The organism is Streptomyces lasiicapitis (assembly GCF_014646335.1).
In the GTDB taxonomy this organism is placed as follows: domain Bacteria; phylum Actinomycetota; class Actinomycetes; order Streptomycetales; family Streptomycetaceae; genus Streptomyces; species Streptomyces lasiicapitis.
In genome coordinates this window covers 738048-753726 of the sequence record NZ_BMNG01000001.1, presented here as the reverse complement: position 1 = coordinate 753726, position 15679 = coordinate 738048, and the positions used below count along the sequence as shown (strand labels likewise).

The following is a 15679-nucleotide window of genomic DNA, read 5'->3' as shown; positions in this document are numbered from 1 at the left end:
GTGCGCTGGCTTCCGGCTGTTCACGGCGCGATGCGCGTTCTTCCGGGAGGGGACGGACGGTACGGGACGGGCATGTGGCCCAATTCCTATCGTCGCTCGCATCCTCAACGAAGGGCACGGGCGAAGGACCACGACACGGTGGAGTGCCCGATAGGCTGGTTTTTCACAGCACGGCGACTGGCGCACAGGGAATCGACCCTGAGGAAGCCGTGCGAGGCAACGCCTTCGAGGTGCCGACCGCCTGGGCACCCCGGGACCACGACCGGACATCTCACCGCTCGCCCCGGAGGACGCCATGACGCAGCCCCCTGCCCATCAGCCCGCTGCCCACCAGCACCCCGCCCTCGCCGCCGCCGACCCCGAACTCGCCGCCCTCGTCGGCGCCGAGGAACGGCTCCAGGCCGACACGCTCCGCCTCATCCCCAGCGAGAACTACGTCTCCGCCGCCGTCCTCGAAGCCTCCGGCACCGTGCTGCAGAACAAGTACAGCGAGGGCTATCCCGGCCGCCGCTACTACGAGGGCCAGCAGAACATCGACCAGGTCGAGCGCCTCGCCGTCGCCCGCGCCAAGGCCCTCTTCGGCACCGACCACGCCAACGTCCAGCCCTACTCCGGCTCCCCGGCCAACCTCGCCGTCTACCTCGCCTTCGCCGAGCCCGGCGACACCGTCATGGGCATGGCCCTGCCCATGGGCGGCCACCTCACCCACGGCTGGGGCGTCTCGGCCACCGGCCGGTGGTTCCGCGGCGTGCAGTACGGCGTACGTGAGGACACCGGGCTCGTCGACTTCGACGCCGTACGCGAACTCGCCCTCAAGGAGCGGCCGAAGCTGATCTTCTGCGGGGGCACCGCGCTGCCCCGCACCATCGACTTCGCCGCCTTCGCCGAGATCGCCCGCGAGGCGGGGTCCGTGCTCGTCGCCGACATCGCCCACATCGCCGGGCTGATCGCGGGCGGCGCCCACCCCTCACCCGTGCCGCACGCCGACGTGATCTCCACGACCACCCACAAGACCCTGCGCGGCCCTCGCGGCGCGATGCTCCTGGCCCGCGAGGAGCACGCCAAGGCCATCGACAAGGCCGTCTTCCCCGGTCTCCAGGGCGGGCCCCACAACCAGACCACCGCAGCCATCGCCGTCGCGCTCCACGAGGCCGCCCAACCCTCCTTCCGCGACTACGCCCACGCCGTCGTCGCCAACGCCCGAGCCCTCGCCGACGCCCTCCTCGCCCGCGGCTTCGACCTCGTCTCCGGCGGCACCGACAACCACCTCATCCTGATGGACCTCACGCCCAAGAACGTCCCCGGCAAGATCGCCGCGAAGGCCCTCGACCGGGCCGGGATCGTCGTCAACTACAACACCGTCCCCTACGACCCCCGAAAGCCCTTCGACCCCTCCGGCATCCGCATCGGCACCCCGTCCCTCACCTCCCGCGGCCTCACCACCGCCCACATGGACACCGTCGCCGAGTGGATCGACCGCGGGGTCCGGGCGGCGGGGGCGGGGGACGAGGACGCGTTGCTGAAGATTCGGGGTGAGGTGGGGGAGCTCATGGGGGCGTTTCCGGCGCCGGGGCTGACGGCGACCTGAGCGGCGGTAGGACTCGCCACCCGGCCGGTCAGGTGTCGATCAGTTCCTGGCCGGGTGGCTCTTCCTGGGTGCGACGGCGGAACCAATGCAGGGTGCCCGCGCCTGCCACTGCGCCCGCCGCCGCGCTCGGTATCGCCCAGCGCCAGCCCGAGTCGCCCCCGGACGGGCTGCCTCCGGCCGGGCCGTCCCCGGCTGCGGTGTCGCGGCCCGATGTGCCCGCGTCCGACGGGCGTATCCCCGGGTGGCTCCGCTCCCCGTCGGCCGGTTTGCCCATCAGGCCCAGGTCCTTCAGGAGGGAGCGCAGGGCCGACGGGTCCGGGGACCTGTGCCAGTAGCCGCTCATCGTCTCGGTGTCCGTCGTCGTGTGGATCCATATCGCCGCGCCCTTCGCGGCCGACGGCTCGGGATACACCCGGTCCACGCGCCACGGCGTCACGTCGTGCACCAGCCAGGTCACGTTGATCTGTCGGGTGGTGCCCAGGCTCAGCCCGGGCGGCTGCTCGCTCTCGCCCTTGGTGGTGGGGCCGAGCAGGGTCTCCAACTCGGCGTACTTCTCCCGGCCGTTGTACAGCGACGCCGTCTCCGCGCTCTCCGGCGAGGTGAGCAGCACGCTCGTGGACCCGCCGGCGGCGGCTTGCGGGGCCCAGAGGAGCAGCGTGAGCAGCACGCCCACCGCCGTGACGCCCGCTGCGGCGAGCCGCCGGGCCGTGCGGCGCGGCGGCCCCTGCCTTGTCCTGTCCCCTGCCCCTCGCACTGTGTTCCTCGTCTCATCGGCGACGATCGACAGAGCCACGGCTTGAACGACGAGCCGTCCCGGAGCTTCCTCCAGCACTCGCCCCGCCCGCCCTGGAGCCTCCTCCAAGGCATCCCCCGTGCACCCACACCCTTGGTACACCGCCCGGACCGAATCGGTTCCCACCCGTCACGCACCAGTTCCCGACCAACGGGCGGCACCTGAGAGAATGCTGAGCATGGCCTCTGATCGTCCCCGCTCGCTCCCCGGTGACCGTCCTCGCGTGCTCTCCGGCATCCAGCCCACCGCAGGCTCGTTCCACCTCGGCAACTACCTGGGCGCCGTCCGCCAGTGGGTGGCCCTCCAGGAGTCCCACGACGCGTTCTACATGGTCGTGGACCTGCACGCGATCACGATTCCGCAGGACCCGGCGGAGCTGCGGGCGAACACCCGGCTCGCCGCCGCCCAGCTCCTTGCCGCGGGTCTGGACCCGGAGCGGTGCACGCTGTTCGTGCAGAGCCACGTGCCCGAGCACGCCCAGCTCGCGTGGGTCATGAACTGCCTGACGGGGTTCGGCGAGGCCTCCCGCATGACGCAGTTCAAGGACAAGTCGGCCAAGCAGGGCGCGGACCGCGCGTCGGTGGGCCTGTTCACGTACCCGGTCCTCCAGGTCGCCGACATCCTGCTCTACCAGGCCAACGAGGTGCCGGTCGGCGAGGACCAGCGCCAGCACATCGAGCTGACCCGTGACCTGGCCGAGCGTTTCAACGGCCGCTTCGGCGAGACGTTCACCGTCCCGGCGCCGCATATCCTCAAGGAGGTCGCGAAGATCTACGACCTCCAGGACCCGGCGATCAAGATGAGCAAGTCGGCGTCCGCGCCGAAGGGCCTCATCAACCTCCTCGACGAGCCCAAGGCCACCGCCAAGAAGGTCAAGAGCGCCGTCACCGACACCGACACGGTGATCAAGTACGACACCGTGAACAAGCCGGGCGTCAGCAACCTGCTCACGATCTACTCGACCCTCACCGGCACCGGTATCGCGGAACTTGAGCAGAAGTACGCCGGCAAGGGCTACGGTGCGCTGAAGACCGACCTCGCCGAGGTCATGGTCGAGTTCGTGACCCCCTTCCGGGACCGCACCCAGGAATATCTGGACGACCCGGAGACGCTCGACTCGATCCTGGCCAAGGGAGCGGAGAAGGCGCGCGCCGTCGCGGCGGAGACCCTGGCCCAGGCGTACGACAAGGTGGGCTTCCTGCCCGCCAAGCACTGAGCACCACCCCGGGCCGCCCGACCGAGCACGACCCCCGGCCCACCCGACCGAGCACCACCCCGCCGTCCGGCACGGCGGAACCCCCTGCCCACCAACACGACGACAGGAGTACGACGTGGGGACCGTAACGATCGGTGTGTCGATCGCGGTCCCGGAGCCACACGGCAGCCTGCTCCAGGAGCTGCGCGCCGGCTTCGGGGACCCTGCCGCACACGGCATCCCCACGCACGTCACGCTCCTTCCGCCGACCGAGGTGGAGTCCGGCGCGCTGCCCGCGATCGAGCAGCACCTGACGTCGGTCGCGGCCGCGGGACGCCCCTTCCCGATGCGGCTCTCGGGGACCGGTACGTTCCGTCCCCTTTCGCCCGTCGTCTTCGTCCAGGTCGTCGAGGGCGGCTCGGCCTGCTCCTGGCTCCAGGAGCGCGTCCGCGACACCTCAGGACCCCTCGTACGCGAACTGCAGTTCCCGTATCACCCGCACGTCACCGTCGCCCACGGCATCGAGGCCGAGGCCATGGACCGCGCGTACGAGGAGCTTTCCGAGTACGAGGCCGAGTGGCCGTGCACCGGCTTCGCGCTGTACGAGCAGGGGGCCGACGGCGTGTGGCGCAAGCTGCGCGAGTTCGCCTTCGGCGGGTCCACGGTGCCTCCGCAGGCGTCCGCCCCGGCCGCGCGGGGTACGCTGCCCGCCCGCTGACCGGGCGGGACCCGGGGGCGACCCGGGGCGGTCGGACGGGGGCTTCAGTGAGGGCGTACAGAGCCGTGGTGAGCGCGGTCGCCGGGGTGTTGTTCCTGGCCGGGTGCGGCGGGGACGGCAGGGGCGGCGGTGGCTCCGCGGGTGGTGCGGACAGCTCGCGCGCGCCGGGCTCCGCCGAGCGCGGCTCGTGGAAGATCGTGCACGTCGACAAGCGGGCCAGGGGCACGGTGGAGGCCGTCGCGGCCGTCGCCGCCGACGACATCTGGGCCGCGGGTGCCGAACAGAGCGGCAGTACGGGCCGGTCCGACCCGTACCTGCTGCGCTACGACGGCACCAAGTGGCGGCGTACCCCGCTCCCCGCCGCACTGGGCGGACGCGTCTCGCAGCCCCGGCTCGACGCGTCGGGGCCCGACAACGTGTGGCTCCACGGCGTGGCGCCCGGCTACGGCTCCCGCCTCGCCCGCTTCGACGGCACCCGCTGGCGCACCGTCCCGCGGCCGCCCGTCCAGGGCGCCGTCGGCGACCTCAAGGCCTTCGCGCCCGACGACGTGTGGGCGCTCGTGGGCGACCGGGCCGCGCACTGGGACGGCACCCGCTGGACCGCAACCCCGCTGCCCGCCGTCGCCCACGCGCTCGACGGGAGTTCCGGGGACAACGTGTGGGCCGTCGGGAACCGCGACAGCGGGCCCGGAGCGGGCGGCGCCGGGGGCGAGAAGACGCAGCCCGCCGCCATGCGCTGGGACGCCCGCGCCCACGCCTGGAAGCTGACGCCGACGCCCGCCTTCCGCTTCGAGGACCCCGTCCCGCCGGAGGCAGGCGCCTCGCTCACCGAGGTGCTCGCCGTGTCCCGCGACGAGGTGTGGGCGTACGGCATCCACTCCTCCAACGACGGCGAGTCCGAGACCGAGCCGTCCAGCGAGCACGTCCAGCTCCGCTGGGACGGCACGCGCTGGCACCGGCAGCCGGACGCCGACACCGACCCCTGCCTGTCACGGCCCCCCGTCGCGCACGACGGCGCGGGCGGCGTGCTCTTCGAACGGCACCGGTTCCGCGCCGCCGACGGCTCCTGCCGCAAGGTTCCCTGGAAACGGCTGCCCGCCACCGGCGCGGTCACCGCGGGCGGCGAGCAGCAGTTGTGGTTCGAGCGGGTGGGGCGGGTGCCCGGGACGAAGCGGTTCGTGGGGGCCGGGAAGGTGTACGTGATGCAGAGCGGGAATCCGCTGATGATGCCCGTGGTGGCGGTGTACGAGCCCTGAGCCGGGGTTCTCCGGCGGTCGCGCTCACACGGGCAGGCGGCGGAACACCGGGCGTGGCACGTGGCGCAGCGCCGACATCACCACGCGCAGCGCGCCCGGCACCCACACCGTCTCCGAGCGGCGGCGCAGGCCCGTCTCGATGGCCTCCGCCACCGCCTCCGGCGTCGTCGCCATCGGGGCCTCGTCCAGGCCCGCCGTCATCTTCGAGCGTACGAAGCCGGGGCGTACGACCATGACGTGTACGCCCGTGCCGTGCAGGGCGTCGCCCAGGCCCTGGGCGAAGGCGTCCAGTCCCGCCTTGCTGGAGCCGTAGATGAAGTTGGAGCGGCGGGCGCGTTCGCCGGCCACGGAGGAGAGGACCACCAGGGAGCCGTGGCCCTGGGCCTGCAGCGCGCGGGCGCAGATCAGGCCCGCGGAGACCGCGCCCGTGTAGTTCGTCTGGGCCACGCGGACCGCCGCGAGCGGGTTGTCCTCGTCCCGGGCCTGGTCGCCGAGGATGCCGAAGGCCAGCAGGACCATGTCGATGTCGTTGTCCGCGAGGAGGCCGCCGATTGTCTCGGTGTGGGACTCCGCGTCCAGGGCGTCGAAGGGGACCGTTCTGGCGTCGGCGCCCATGTCGCGGAGCTGTGCCGCCGCTTTTTCCAGGGCGGGGGAGGGGCGGCCTGCGAGCCAGACCTTGCGGGTTCGGCGGGCGACCAGGCGTCGGGCCGTGGCCATCGCGATTTCGGATGTGCCGCCGAGGATGAGGAGGGACTGGGGGGTGCCGAAGGCGTCTTTCATGGGGGTCCTTGGGGGCTGGGTGCGGGTGGGTGGGGCCTTGCCGGGGGCTCCCCAATCCCGCCCCTTCCCGTAACCAGGGGCTGCCGCCCCTGGACCCCGCTGATCGGCGCTCCGCGCCTCGTCCTCAAACGCCGGACGGGCTGATAGTGCCGACTGCGTGCCGTTGGTAGTGGCTTGGGCCGGGGGGGAGGGAGGCTGGGGCGGTGTCAGAGGTTCAGGCGGCGGGAGAGGTCGGAGCGGAAGAGGGTGTGGGGGTCCAGGTTCTTGCGGAGGGTGCGGAAGTCGGGGAGGCGGGGGTACATCGCCGTCAGGGTGTCCGGGCGTAGGCGGGAGTCCTTGGCGAGGTAGACGCGGCCGCCCGCGGCGGTCACTTCTTCGTCGAGTTCGTCGAGGAAGGGGCCCAGGCCCGGGAGGTTCGCCGGGATGTCCAGGGCCAGGGTCCACCCGGGCATGGGGAACGACAGCCAGCCCGACCCCGCCTCGCCGAAGCGTTTGAGGACGGCGAGGAAGGACGGGCAACGGCGCGCGGAGATGCGGTGCACGATGCGCCGCAGGGTCTCCTCCTCGCCGTACCCGACGACGAATTGGTACTGGACGAAGCCGCCGCGCCCGTACACGCGGTTCCAGTGCGGCACGCCGTCGAGGGGGTGGAAGAAGGCGGAGAGTTTTTGAAGCTCACCGGTGCGGGAGCGGGGCGCCTTGCGGTACCAGAGCTCGTTGAAGAGGCCCACCGAGCGCCGCCCGAGCAGCCCCTCGGGCAGGAAGCGCGGCGCGGCGGGCAGTTGGCGCGGCCGGAAGGCGAGGGGCGCGGTGCGGGCGCGGGCGGGCAGCGCGGCCAGCGGCGCGTGGTCGCCGCGGGTCAGGACGGCGCGGCCGGTCGCGGCCCCGCGGGCGAGGAGGTCGATCCAGGCGACGGAGTAGCGGTAGCGGTGGTCGGTCGCGGCGAGGCGGGCCATCAAGTCGTCGAGGTCGGCGGCGCGTTCGGTGTCGACGGCCATCAGGGACGTCTCCACGGGGTGAAGCTGGAGCGTGGCGGAGAGGATCACGCCGGTCAGGCCCATGCCGCCGGCCGTCGCGTCGAAGAGCGGACTGCCCGGCTCCACGGTGTGCACGGTCCCGTCGGCGGTGAGCAGGTCGAGGGCGAGGACGTGCCGCGCGAAGGAGCCGGACACGTGGTGGTTCTTGCCGTGGATGTCGGCGCCGATCGCGCCGCCCACGGTGACGTAACGCGTGCCGGGCGTCACCGGCACGAACCAGCCGAGCGGCAGCAGGACTTCCATCAGGCGGTGCAGCGAGACGCCCGCGTCGCACACGACGGTGCCCGCGTCCGCGTCGATGCTGTGCACGCGGTCGAGGCCCGTCATGTCGAGCACGGCCCCGCCCGCGTTCTGCGCGGCGTCCCCGTAAGCCCGCCCGAGCCCGCGCGCGATGCCCCCGTGCTCCGCGCAGGCGCCGAGGGCGGCCACCGCCTCCGCGTGCGTACGCGGCCGTACGAGACGGGCGGTGCTGGGGGCGGTGCGACCCCAGCCGGACACGGATACGGACTCGGGCGCTGGGGTGGATGGCATGCCAGCGACCGTATCGCCCCCGTGTGGGCGATTTGTTCACCACCATCCGTCCTCTCACCGAAATGGGTGATTGAGGGAGTGTCATCAAAGATTGCCATAGTTATTGAGGGTTTACGGAGAAGAGTCGCTATGTGACGAATACGAGGGATGTCGATCTGGGGCCGGCTCTGGATGTGAAGTGCTCGGGGAGCAGACGGTCCCTGCGCGACGCCGACCACCGGCTGCTGTCCGCGCTGCGCGACTGCGGCGCCGACCCGCGCGTGGCCGGCGCCGCCCGCGCCCTGTCGTGGAGCGGTGAGCACGGCGCGGTCTGGCTCGCCGCGGGCCTCGCCGGGGCGGCGCTCGACCGTGAGCGGCGTACCGGCTGGCTGCGCGCCGCCGCGCTCACCGCCGCCGCGCACCTGGCCAGCATGGGCGTGAAGCGGATCGTGCGGCGGCCACGCCCTGCCCACGTCGAGCCGCTGGTGCGCACCACGGGACGGCACTCCTTCCCCAGTTCGCACGCCTCCTCCGCGGTCGCCGCCGCCCTCGCGTACGGCGCGCTGCGCCCCGCCTGCGCCCGCCTCGTGCCGCCGCTGGCCGCCGCGATGTGCGTGTCCCGCATGGTCGTCGGCGTCCACTACCCCTCGGACGTCGCGGCGGGCGCGGCCCTCGGAGCGTTCGCCGCGCGGGCGGGCCGGACCTGGATGGGAGCCCCCACTGATGGCTGAACGAGCCGCCACGGCCGAACGAGCCGCCGTCCTGGAGCAGCGGGGTCCCCTCGGCCCCCGCTCCCCGAGACCCGGCCGCCCCGGCGCCCTCCCCCTCGGCCTCCTCAAGACCGCCCGCCCCCGCCAATGGGTCAAGAACGTCCTGGTCGTCGCCGCCCCCGCGGCCGCCGGCGAGCTCTTCTCGCGGCACGCCCTCACCCAAGTCGCCCTGGTCTTCGGCCTGTTCACCGCCGCCGCGGCCGCCGTCTACCTCATCAACGACGCCCGCGACGCCGACGCCGACCGCGCCCACCCCACCAAGTGCCGCCGCCCCGTCGCCGCCGGGCAGGTCCCCGTGTCCGTCGCGTACGCCGTGGGCGGGCTGCTCGCCGTCCTCGCGCCCGCGGCCGCCGCGCTCCTGTGCACCCCGCTCACGGCGGTGCTCCTCGCCGCGTACGTCCTGATGCAGCTCGCGTACTGCGTCAGCCTCAAGCACGTCCTCGTCGTCGACCTGGCCGTCGTCACCACCGGGTTCCTGATGCGGGCGATGATCGGCGGTGTCGCGCTCGGCATCCCGCTCTCGCGCTGGTTCCTGATCACCACCGGGTTCGGGGCGCTGTTCATGGTGTCCGCCAAGCGGTACTCGGAGGCCGTGCAGATGGCGCAGGCCGCCGAGGACGAGGGGCGGGCCGAACGGCTCGGCGCCACCCGGGCGTTGCTCACCTCGTACACGACCGGCTATCTGCGCTTCGTGTGGCAGCTCGCGGCCGGGGTCGCCGTCCTCGCGTACTGCCTGTGGGCCATGGAGAGCGGCGGCATCGCGGGCACCGGCCTGCTGCCGTGGCGGCAGCTCTCCATGGTCGCCTTCATCCTCGCGATCCTGCGGTACGCCGTCTTCGCCGACCGCGGCACGGCGGGCGAGCCGGAGGACGTCGTCCTGCGGGACCGGGCGCTCGCGCTGATCGGCGTGGTGTGGCTGGCCATGTACGGGCTCGCGGTCGCGGACTGGTGAGGGGTTCCGCAGTCCGGTGGCTGCGGGCCGCCGGGCCCGAGCTCACCGGCTTCGCCGTCGTCGGGCTCTGCGCGTACGCCGCCGACCTCGGGCTCTTCGTCTGGCTGCGCGGGCCCGTCGGCCTGGACCCGCTGACGGCCAAGGCCCTCTCCTTCGTGGCCGGATGCACGGTGGCGTACACCGGAAACGCCCTCGGCACCTACCGGCGCGCGCCGCACGGCCTCTCGCGGCTGCGGCAGTACGGGATCTTCTTCGCCGTCAACGTCGCGGGCGCCCTCGTCCAGCTCCTGTGCCTGGCGGTCTCGCACTACGGACTCGGGCTGACCTCGCGGCGCGCCGACACGATCTCGGGAGCGGGAATCGGCATGGCGCTTGCCACGATCCTGCGATTCTGGGGTACCCGGACCCTGGTATTCCGTTCGCGGAGTGCCTTGGCGCCGACGGGGTGAAACGGACGGGGTGACGGTGACATGGACTGGTTGAAGAAGCTGCCCGGGATCGGGCCGCTCGTCGAACGGCTGACGCGTACGCACGCCTGGCACTCCTACGAGCGGCTCGACCGCGTCCACTGGAGCAGGCTCGCGGCCGCGATGACCTTCATCAGCTTCATCGCGCTGTTCCCGCTGATCACCGTGGCCGCGGCGATCGCCGCCGCCACGCTCAGCGACAGCCAGGTGAAGCGCATCGAGAACAAGATCTCCGAGCAGGTGCCGGGGATCTCCGACCAGTTGGACCTGGACGCGCTCATCGCCAACGCGGGCACCGTCGGCCTTGTCGCGGGCGCGCTGCTGCTTTTCACCGGCGTGGGCTGGGTCAGCTCGATGCGGGAGTGCCTGCGCGCGGTGTGGGAGCTGGAGGACCCCGAGGAGAACCCGTTCCTGCGCAAGCTCAAGGACCTCGGGGTGCTCGCCGGGCTCGGCGGCGCCGGGCTCGCCTCGCTGGCCGCCTCCGCCGTGGCCTCGACGGCGGTCGGCTGGACCGCCGACCAGCTCGGCGTGGACCGGGACGGCGCGGGCGGCGTCCTGCTTCAGATCACCGCGTTCGCCATCGCTGTCCTCGCGGACTTCCTGCTTCTTCTGTACGTCCTGACGCTGCTGCCCGGCGTACATCCGCCCCGGCGCCCGCTCGTCGTCGCCGCGCTGATCGGCGCGGCCGGGTTCGAGCTCCTGAAGGTGCTGCTCGGCAGCTATATGAAGGGCGTCGCCGCGAAGAGCATGTACGGCGCCTTCGGTGTGCCCGTGGCGCTGCTGCTTTGGATCAACTTCACCGCGAAGCTGCTGCTGTTCTGCGCGGCGTGGACGGCCACGGCGAAGGAGTCGGCGGGCCCCGCCCCTGCCGAGGCGGAGCCCGCGGAAGCCGCTACGGGCGGCGGCGACGCACCAGGTCGGGCAGCGGCCAGCGGCGGTTGAGCAGGAACAGGCCGCCCGCGATCAGCGCGAGCACACCGCCGGTCACACCGAGCGCCACGCCCATGCCGCCGCCGGAGCCCTCGTCGGTAGCCTTCGCCGCGCTCTCCGCACCGCCCGCCTGGCCCTTGCCCGGCGCGCCCTTGCCGGAGCCGGTGTTCGCGCCCTTCGGGGCGACCAGCTCGCCGACCGGCTTCACCTTGCCGCTGGCGGCGAAGCCCCAGTCGAGCAGGCGGGCCGTCTCCTTGTAGACCGCCTGGCTCTCGCCGGAGTCCGGGTTCATGACCGTGACGAGCAGCACCTTGCCGTTGCGCTCGGCGACACCCGTGAACGTGGTGCCCGCGTTGGTCGTCGAGCCGTTCTTCACGCCCGCGATGCCCTTGTACGGGTCCAGGCCCAGGTCGCCCGTGAGCAGCCGGTTGGTGTTCTGGATCTCGAATTCGCCGCGCTTGGTCTTGCCCTTGTCCTTGCCCTTCTTGACCTTCTTCGTCTCACCGGGGAACTTCGCGGTGGCCGTCGAGCAGTACTCGCGGAAGTCCTTCTTCTGCAGCCCGGAGCGCGCGAAGAGCGTCAGGTCGTACGCCGACGACACCTGGCCCTTCTCGTCGTAGCCGTCGGGCGTGACGACGTGCGTGTCGAGGGCCTGCAGCTCCTCGGCGTGCGCCTGCATGTCCTTCACGGTCTGCGCGACGCCGCCGTTCATGGACGACAGGACGTGCACGGCGTCGTTGCCGGAGCGCAGGAAGACACCGAGCCACAGGTCGTGGACGGAGTACGTCTCGTTCTCCTTGACGCCGACCAGGCTGCTGCCCGCGCCGATTCCCTCCATGTCCTTCGTCTCGACCCGGTGCTTGGCCGTCTTGGGGAACTTCGGCAGGACCGTGTCCGCGAACAGCATCTTCAGGGTGGAGGCCGGGGCGAGCCGCCAGTGCGAGTTGTGCGAGGCGAGCACCTCGCCCGACTCGGCGTCCGACACCATCCAGGAGCGGGCCGACAGATCCTTCGGAAGCACCGGGGCGCCCGCCCTCAGGTCCACCTGCGTGCCCGGCTCGCCGAGCCGCGCGCCGCCGACCGTCGACATGGACGCGGGCGGCTTCGGCTTGTCCTTGTCGCTGGAGTTGTTGGAAGCACCGCCCGGTTTGTCGTCGGCGAGCGCGGGAGCGGCGGTCGACAGGCAGAGCAGTGTCGCCGTGGCGAGCAGCACGGCGGTCTTTTTCGAGACAGGCACGGACGAGAGCGTACGGGGCAGGGCCCGGCGCCTTTCGGCCGAGGTCGCCTCCGGCGACCCGCCGCCGCGCCCCGGCTCCCCGCCCCTCTCCGCACCCCGAAGGTCGCGTGTCAGGCCGGCTCGCGATACTGAGCTCATGAAGCTCAGCCGCCCCGTCTCCTGGTTCCTGCTCGCCTTCGGTGTGTGGAGCTGGTTCATCTGGATCACTTTCGTCAAGAACCTGTGGAAGGACGGCAGCGGCCTTGCCTTCGACGACGCGAACGAGCCGACCGGGTACTTCTGGGTGCACCTGACGCTCGCCGTTGTCTCCTTTGTCTTGGGGACGGTGGTTGGCACCATCGGGTTCCGTGGCGTGCGCGCACTGCGCCGAACCTCATAGCCGTGGGCATCCTCCTGGGGATCCTCATCGGGGCCGGAGTGCTGGCCGCGTTCGGCGGCCTGCTCTGGTACGTGTGGCGACGTGTGATCCGCGACACGACGGAGCGCGGCTCACGTTGGCGGCGGGCAGGCACCGCCGTCTTCTTCACCGGCCCGGCCCTGATGTTCGCCGCCCTGGCGGCGGAACGCGCCGGAGCCCCCTTCCTCCTCCAGCAACTCCTGGCCTGGCCGGGCTTCATGTGGATGGCGTTCGCGCTGTATTTGCTGCTGGCGCTGCTGGTGGGGGAACTGGTCCGGCTTGCGGTGCGGAAGTTTTCACCCGGTCCGGCGACTGACGGCGGGGCCCCATCTCAAGCCCGTCCGGCGATTGAGGACGAGGCCCGAAGGGCCGATGAAGCGGGGGAAGGGGCGCAGCCCCAGCCGACCCCCAGCAGCGAAGTCACCCGGCGGGTGTTCGTCGCGCGTACGGTGGCCGCGAGCGCAGCGACCATCGCAGCGGCAACCGTGGGCTACGGCACGTACAACGTCCTACGCGGCCCCAAGATCAAGCGAGTAACCGTCCCCCTCGCAAAGCTCCCGCGAGCAGCACACGGCTTCCGCATCGCGGTGGTGAGCGACATCCACCTGGGCCCCGTCCTGGGCAAGGACTTCGCCCGCCGAGTAGTGGACACGATCAACTCCACACAGCCCGACCTGATCGCAGTGGTAGGCGACCTGGTCGACGGCGACGTGGAGGACCTGGCCCCCGCGGCCCGCCCCCTGGCGGACCTGCGAGCACGCCACGGCGCGTACTTCGTCACCAGCAACTTGCCCCAAAGACACTGTCCTCTGAGGCAGGGGCACAGGCAAGGCCCCCGCCTCGACTGGCGGGGGCCTCGCAGGTCAGTGGTGCTGGCGTAGACGAGACGCGCGTAGCTAGGCGTCGCCGTTGATACGTCGTTGCGTGTGCCCGTTGACGCTTCGCGTCGGGGGCCCGGCGGCACGCAGCAGTGGGGCTGCTCTGCCGGGCGCTGTCGTGTTCGGGGCCCAGAGCTGCGTGATGTGGCCGATCCGCGTAGCTCCGCCGCAGGCCTTGCAATTGACTGCTACAACGTTCAGGTAGATCAAGGCCGTTGTCTGGCGACCCTTACATTCCCAACACGGGGTCGAGTTGAAGCGTTGCTGCATGGCTTCGAACGCTTGATTCACCATGTTCCCGTCCCTGAACACTTCCTCCGGGTCCCATGTCGTTGTCATCAGTCCCACCTCAGTAGACGTTCCCTCAGCATGGCACAGCGGTCCACCCTCGTGGGGTAGACCGCTGCGACTGGGCCTGACCGAACGTCAGACGCTACCCGTGCCGTTACAGGCCGGACAGACAAGGTCGCCTATCCATCCGGTCCCATCGCAATGTCCGCACTTTGCCTGGCATTGCGCTTTCGGCCGTGTCTTCATGGCGCTTTCCTCCTCTCGTACCTGCTAGGGAGTTGAGTTTCGGTTCTGGCTGATTGCCCCGGCTGGCAACGGGTGGCGCTGCCAGCCGGGGCTTGCCCGCTGCCCTGCTGTACCAAGGCAGGGTGCGGGCTAGAAGCTCAACTCACCACCGTTCGAGGTGGAACGGCCCCCCGGCGAGTTGAGCGGGTCTGGAACAACGCGGCCCCGGTCGTCCGCCGATGTGCAACCGACCGGGGCCCGTCGCTGGCTCGGCTACCTCCGGAGTAGGAAGGCTCTAAGGCCCAGCCATACCGCGCCCAATGCGTGAACAGGACCAGGCGCGAGGGTCAATCCGCTCTCTGCCGCGAACCCCAAGCGGGGACATGGCATGGGGCGCGTGCGGCAGAGAGCGGGGCTTCGTGGCTACGCGGGGGCGGGCTCGCCCTCCGCGCAAAGAGGAACACGCATTCCGTGGTCGAAAGCGCTCAGGGCCATTCGGATAAGCTTGGCGTGGAGCGGGGGAGCGTGGCTCTCAAGGTTAAAGACGGGCACCCGTTTGAGGCTGGCCAATTCCTCGCGGGCGCCTTCGGGAAGAGCCAAAGCGGCGGCCTGCCTGTTGTCGACCGTCCCCCCGTCCAACACGATGTCGACACGCGCTGCGGTCTTCCCGTCCCTGCTGGCGAGCCGTTGATCAATCAGGAGCGCATGCGTGATGCCGCGCTTGATTCCCGTGGTGTCGTGCAGCACACGCCTGCCCGCCTCGGCGATGCTCTCGCCTGCCTGCTGCTGACCCGTGGGGAGTCGCCAGTCGTGCTTGTGGTTGGTTCCCTGTTGCTTCGGTTTGGCCATCAGGACTTCGCCCTGTCGCGTGTGGACCAGGACCACGACCCTGAGATGGGTCAGTAATGCTGGGTCGGTACCGTGCATCGTCCTTCTCCATATCGTTTCTGGTGGGGCTGCGACCCTTACCCGATTCGGTCGCCCTGGGGTGTACGGGATTGTGCGCTAGAGCTGGCCGGTGCCAGCGAGCGTGAGTACGAAGGTGCATGCGGCGCTGAGGACGATGACCATCAGCACGGCGCCGCGTTCAAGCAATTCGTGGCCTCTCACTCGTAACACGCTTACGCTCCCTTCCTGTTCGGGGTGGATGTGCGGTGCGGTGGTTCCGGCCGCTACGGAATTTCTCCTCGGCTTCGCTGATTGGCTGCCGAGACGGCTGCGCTCAGAACCTCCGCTTGGGTGGCCGGTCGCAGGGTGCCGGACGCGGCTTTCCATTCGCGTCCGCCCTCGGGGTGCCGCAGTTGATAGTTCGGCCCCTCGTGCCCCATGACACGCCCCACGTGGCCCGAAGCGTCCACGACCATGTCTCCCGGCTCCGGGTCGTAGGGGTGCTCCCGGGCAGTCTCAGGGCCGTTCACAACTTGTCCTTCAGCTTGGCCTCGACGGTCCGCAAGTCGACGTGCGCGGCGTCGGTGTAGACGCGCGGAACCCATGCCGGGGCAAGCCCCCAGACGCCCCCGGCTTGAATGAGCGCCACCAACTCGGCCACATTGTCTGGCGTCGTCGTGTAGTCCGAACTGCTCTTGCTCGCCATGGTCGTTGCTCCGCACATCATCTGGTTCGCTTCGTCCTGAGGCTTTACGTTGACGAGCATG

15 protein-coding genes, 1 pseudogene and 1 riboswitch are annotated in these 15679 nt (G+C 71.1%); of the genes and pseudogenes, 10 read left to right on the top strand and 6 right to left on the bottom strand.

What is annotated here, in order from left to right:
• The first annotated feature begins 163 nt into the window (after window positions 1–163).
• Window positions 164–254, top strand: a riboswitch (ZMP/ZTP riboswitch).
• A gap of 41 nt (window positions 255–295) precedes the next feature.
• Complete coding sequence (gene glyA / locus IEY91_RS03350; RefSeq protein WP_189172715.1) at window positions 296–1588, top strand: serine hydroxymethyltransferase; 1293 nt, start codon at window positions 296–298, stop codon at window positions 1586–1588.
• A 28-nt stretch (window positions 1589–1616) separates the two neighbouring features.
• Here the strand turns inward: glyA and IEY91_RS03345 are convergent, their stop codons facing one another.
• Window positions 1617–2342 (bottom strand): hypothetical protein, encoded by a 726-nt coding sequence (locus IEY91_RS03345; RefSeq protein WP_189172714.1) that lies wholly within the window; start codon window positions 2340–2342, stop codon window positions 1617–1619.
• 217 nt (window positions 2343–2559) lie between these two features.
• Between IEY91_RS03345 and trpS the strand changes: the two genes are divergently transcribed.
• The 3 genes from trpS (at window position 2560) to IEY91_RS03330 (ending at window position 5550) form a co-directional block, all read left to right on the top strand.
• On the top strand, window positions 2560–3597 hold the full coding sequence (trpS, locus tag IEY91_RS03340; RefSeq protein ID WP_164321476.1) for a tryptophan--tRNA ligase: 1038 nt from the start codon (window positions 2560–2562) through the stop codon (window positions 3595–3597).
• Between the two features lie 115 nt (window positions 3598–3712).
• A complete protein-coding gene (locus IEY91_RS03335) occupies window positions 3713–4294 on the top strand; it encodes a 2'-5' RNA ligase family protein (protein ID WP_164321474.1) in 582 nt (193 codons plus the stop codon).
• A 68-nt stretch (window positions 4295–4362) separates the two neighbouring features.
• On the top strand, window positions 4363–5550 hold the full coding sequence (locus IEY91_RS03330) for a hypothetical protein (protein ID WP_189172713.1): 1188 nt from the start codon (window positions 4363–4365) through the stop codon (window positions 5548–5550).
• 24 nt (window positions 5551–5574) lie between these two features.
• Here IEY91_RS03330 and dprE2 read toward each other — a convergent pair whose 3' ends face one another.
• On the bottom strand, window positions 5575–6330 hold the full coding sequence (gene dprE2, locus IEY91_RS03325; protein WP_164321471.1) for a decaprenylphospho-beta-D-erythro-pentofuranosid-2-ulose 2-reductase: 756 nt from the start codon (window positions 6328–6330) through the stop codon (window positions 5575–5577).
• A 206-nt stretch (window positions 6331–6536) separates the two neighbouring features.
• Window positions 6537–7898, bottom strand: a complete 1362-nt coding sequence (gene dprE1 / locus IEY91_RS03320; RefSeq protein ID WP_189172712.1) for a decaprenylphosphoryl-beta-D-ribose oxidase — start codon at window positions 7896–7898, stop codon at window positions 6537–6539.
• 200 nt (window positions 7899–8098) lie between these two features.
• Here dprE1 and IEY91_RS03315 point away from each other — a divergent pair, with 200 nt between their 5' ends.
• The 4 genes from IEY91_RS03315 to IEY91_RS03300 are packed head-to-tail and all read left to right on the top strand — an operon-like array spanning window position 8099 to window position 11008.
• Window positions 8099–8608, top strand: a complete 510-nt coding sequence (locus IEY91_RS03315) for a phosphatase PAP2 family protein (RefSeq protein WP_189172812.1) — start codon at window positions 8099–8101, stop codon at window positions 8606–8608.
• Complete coding sequence (locus tag IEY91_RS03310) at window positions 8601–9599, top strand: decaprenyl-phosphate phosphoribosyltransferase (protein WP_189172711.1); 999 nt, start codon at window positions 8601–8603, stop codon at window positions 9597–9599. Before IEY91_RS03315 ends, IEY91_RS03310 begins: the two co-directional genes overlap by 8 nt.
• The gene (locus tag IEY91_RS03305) at window positions 9596–10048 is read left to right on the top strand and encodes a GtrA family protein (protein ID WP_229696663.1); all 453 of its coding nucleotides are present in this window, start codon (window positions 9596–9598) and stop codon (window positions 10046–10048) included. Before IEY91_RS03310 ends, IEY91_RS03305 begins: the two co-directional genes overlap by 4 nt.
• A gap of 21 nt (window positions 10049–10069) precedes the next feature.
• Entirely contained in the window at window positions 10070–11008 is a 939-nt protein-coding gene (locus IEY91_RS03300; RefSeq protein ID WP_189172710.1) for a YihY/virulence factor BrkB family protein, read from the top strand.
• On the opposite strand, the gene IEY91_RS03295 is transcribed toward IEY91_RS03300, so the two are convergent.
• Window positions 10959–12233 (bottom strand): D-alanyl-D-alanine carboxypeptidase family protein, encoded by a 1275-nt coding sequence (locus tag IEY91_RS03295; RefSeq protein WP_373287877.1) that lies wholly within the window; start codon window positions 12231–12233, stop codon window positions 10959–10961. The two genes, IEY91_RS03300 and IEY91_RS03295, sit on opposite strands and share 50 nt — an antisense overlap.
• Before the next feature lie 136 nt (window positions 12234–12369).
• Here IEY91_RS03295 and IEY91_RS41560 point away from each other — a divergent pair, with 136 nt between their 5' ends.
• Window positions 12370–12612 (top strand): SCO4848 family membrane protein, encoded by a 243-nt coding sequence (locus IEY91_RS41560; RefSeq protein WP_229696661.1) that lies wholly within the window; start codon window positions 12370–12372, stop codon window positions 12610–12612.
• Between the two features lie 2 nt (window positions 12613–12614).
• Window positions 12615–13418 (top strand): annotated as a pseudogene (locus IEY91_RS03290) (metallophosphoesterase); the annotation flags it as partial.
• Between the two features lie 1029 nt (window positions 13419–14447).
• Here IEY91_RS03290 and IEY91_RS03285 read toward each other — a convergent pair.
• Both IEY91_RS03285 and IEY91_RS03280 read right to left on the bottom strand, forming a co-directional pair.
• Window positions 14448–14951: an NUDIX domain-containing protein gene (locus IEY91_RS03285; RefSeq protein ID WP_189172708.1), complete on the bottom strand. Its 504-nt coding sequence runs from the start codon at window positions 14949–14951 to the stop codon at window positions 14448–14450.
• Window positions 14952–15438: 487 nt separating this feature from the next.
• Window positions 15439–15678 (bottom strand): hypothetical protein, encoded by a 240-nt coding sequence (locus IEY91_RS03280; protein ID WP_194492282.1) that lies wholly within the window; start codon window positions 15676–15678, stop codon window positions 15439–15441.
• Between the last annotated feature and the right edge of the window lies 1 nt (window position 15679).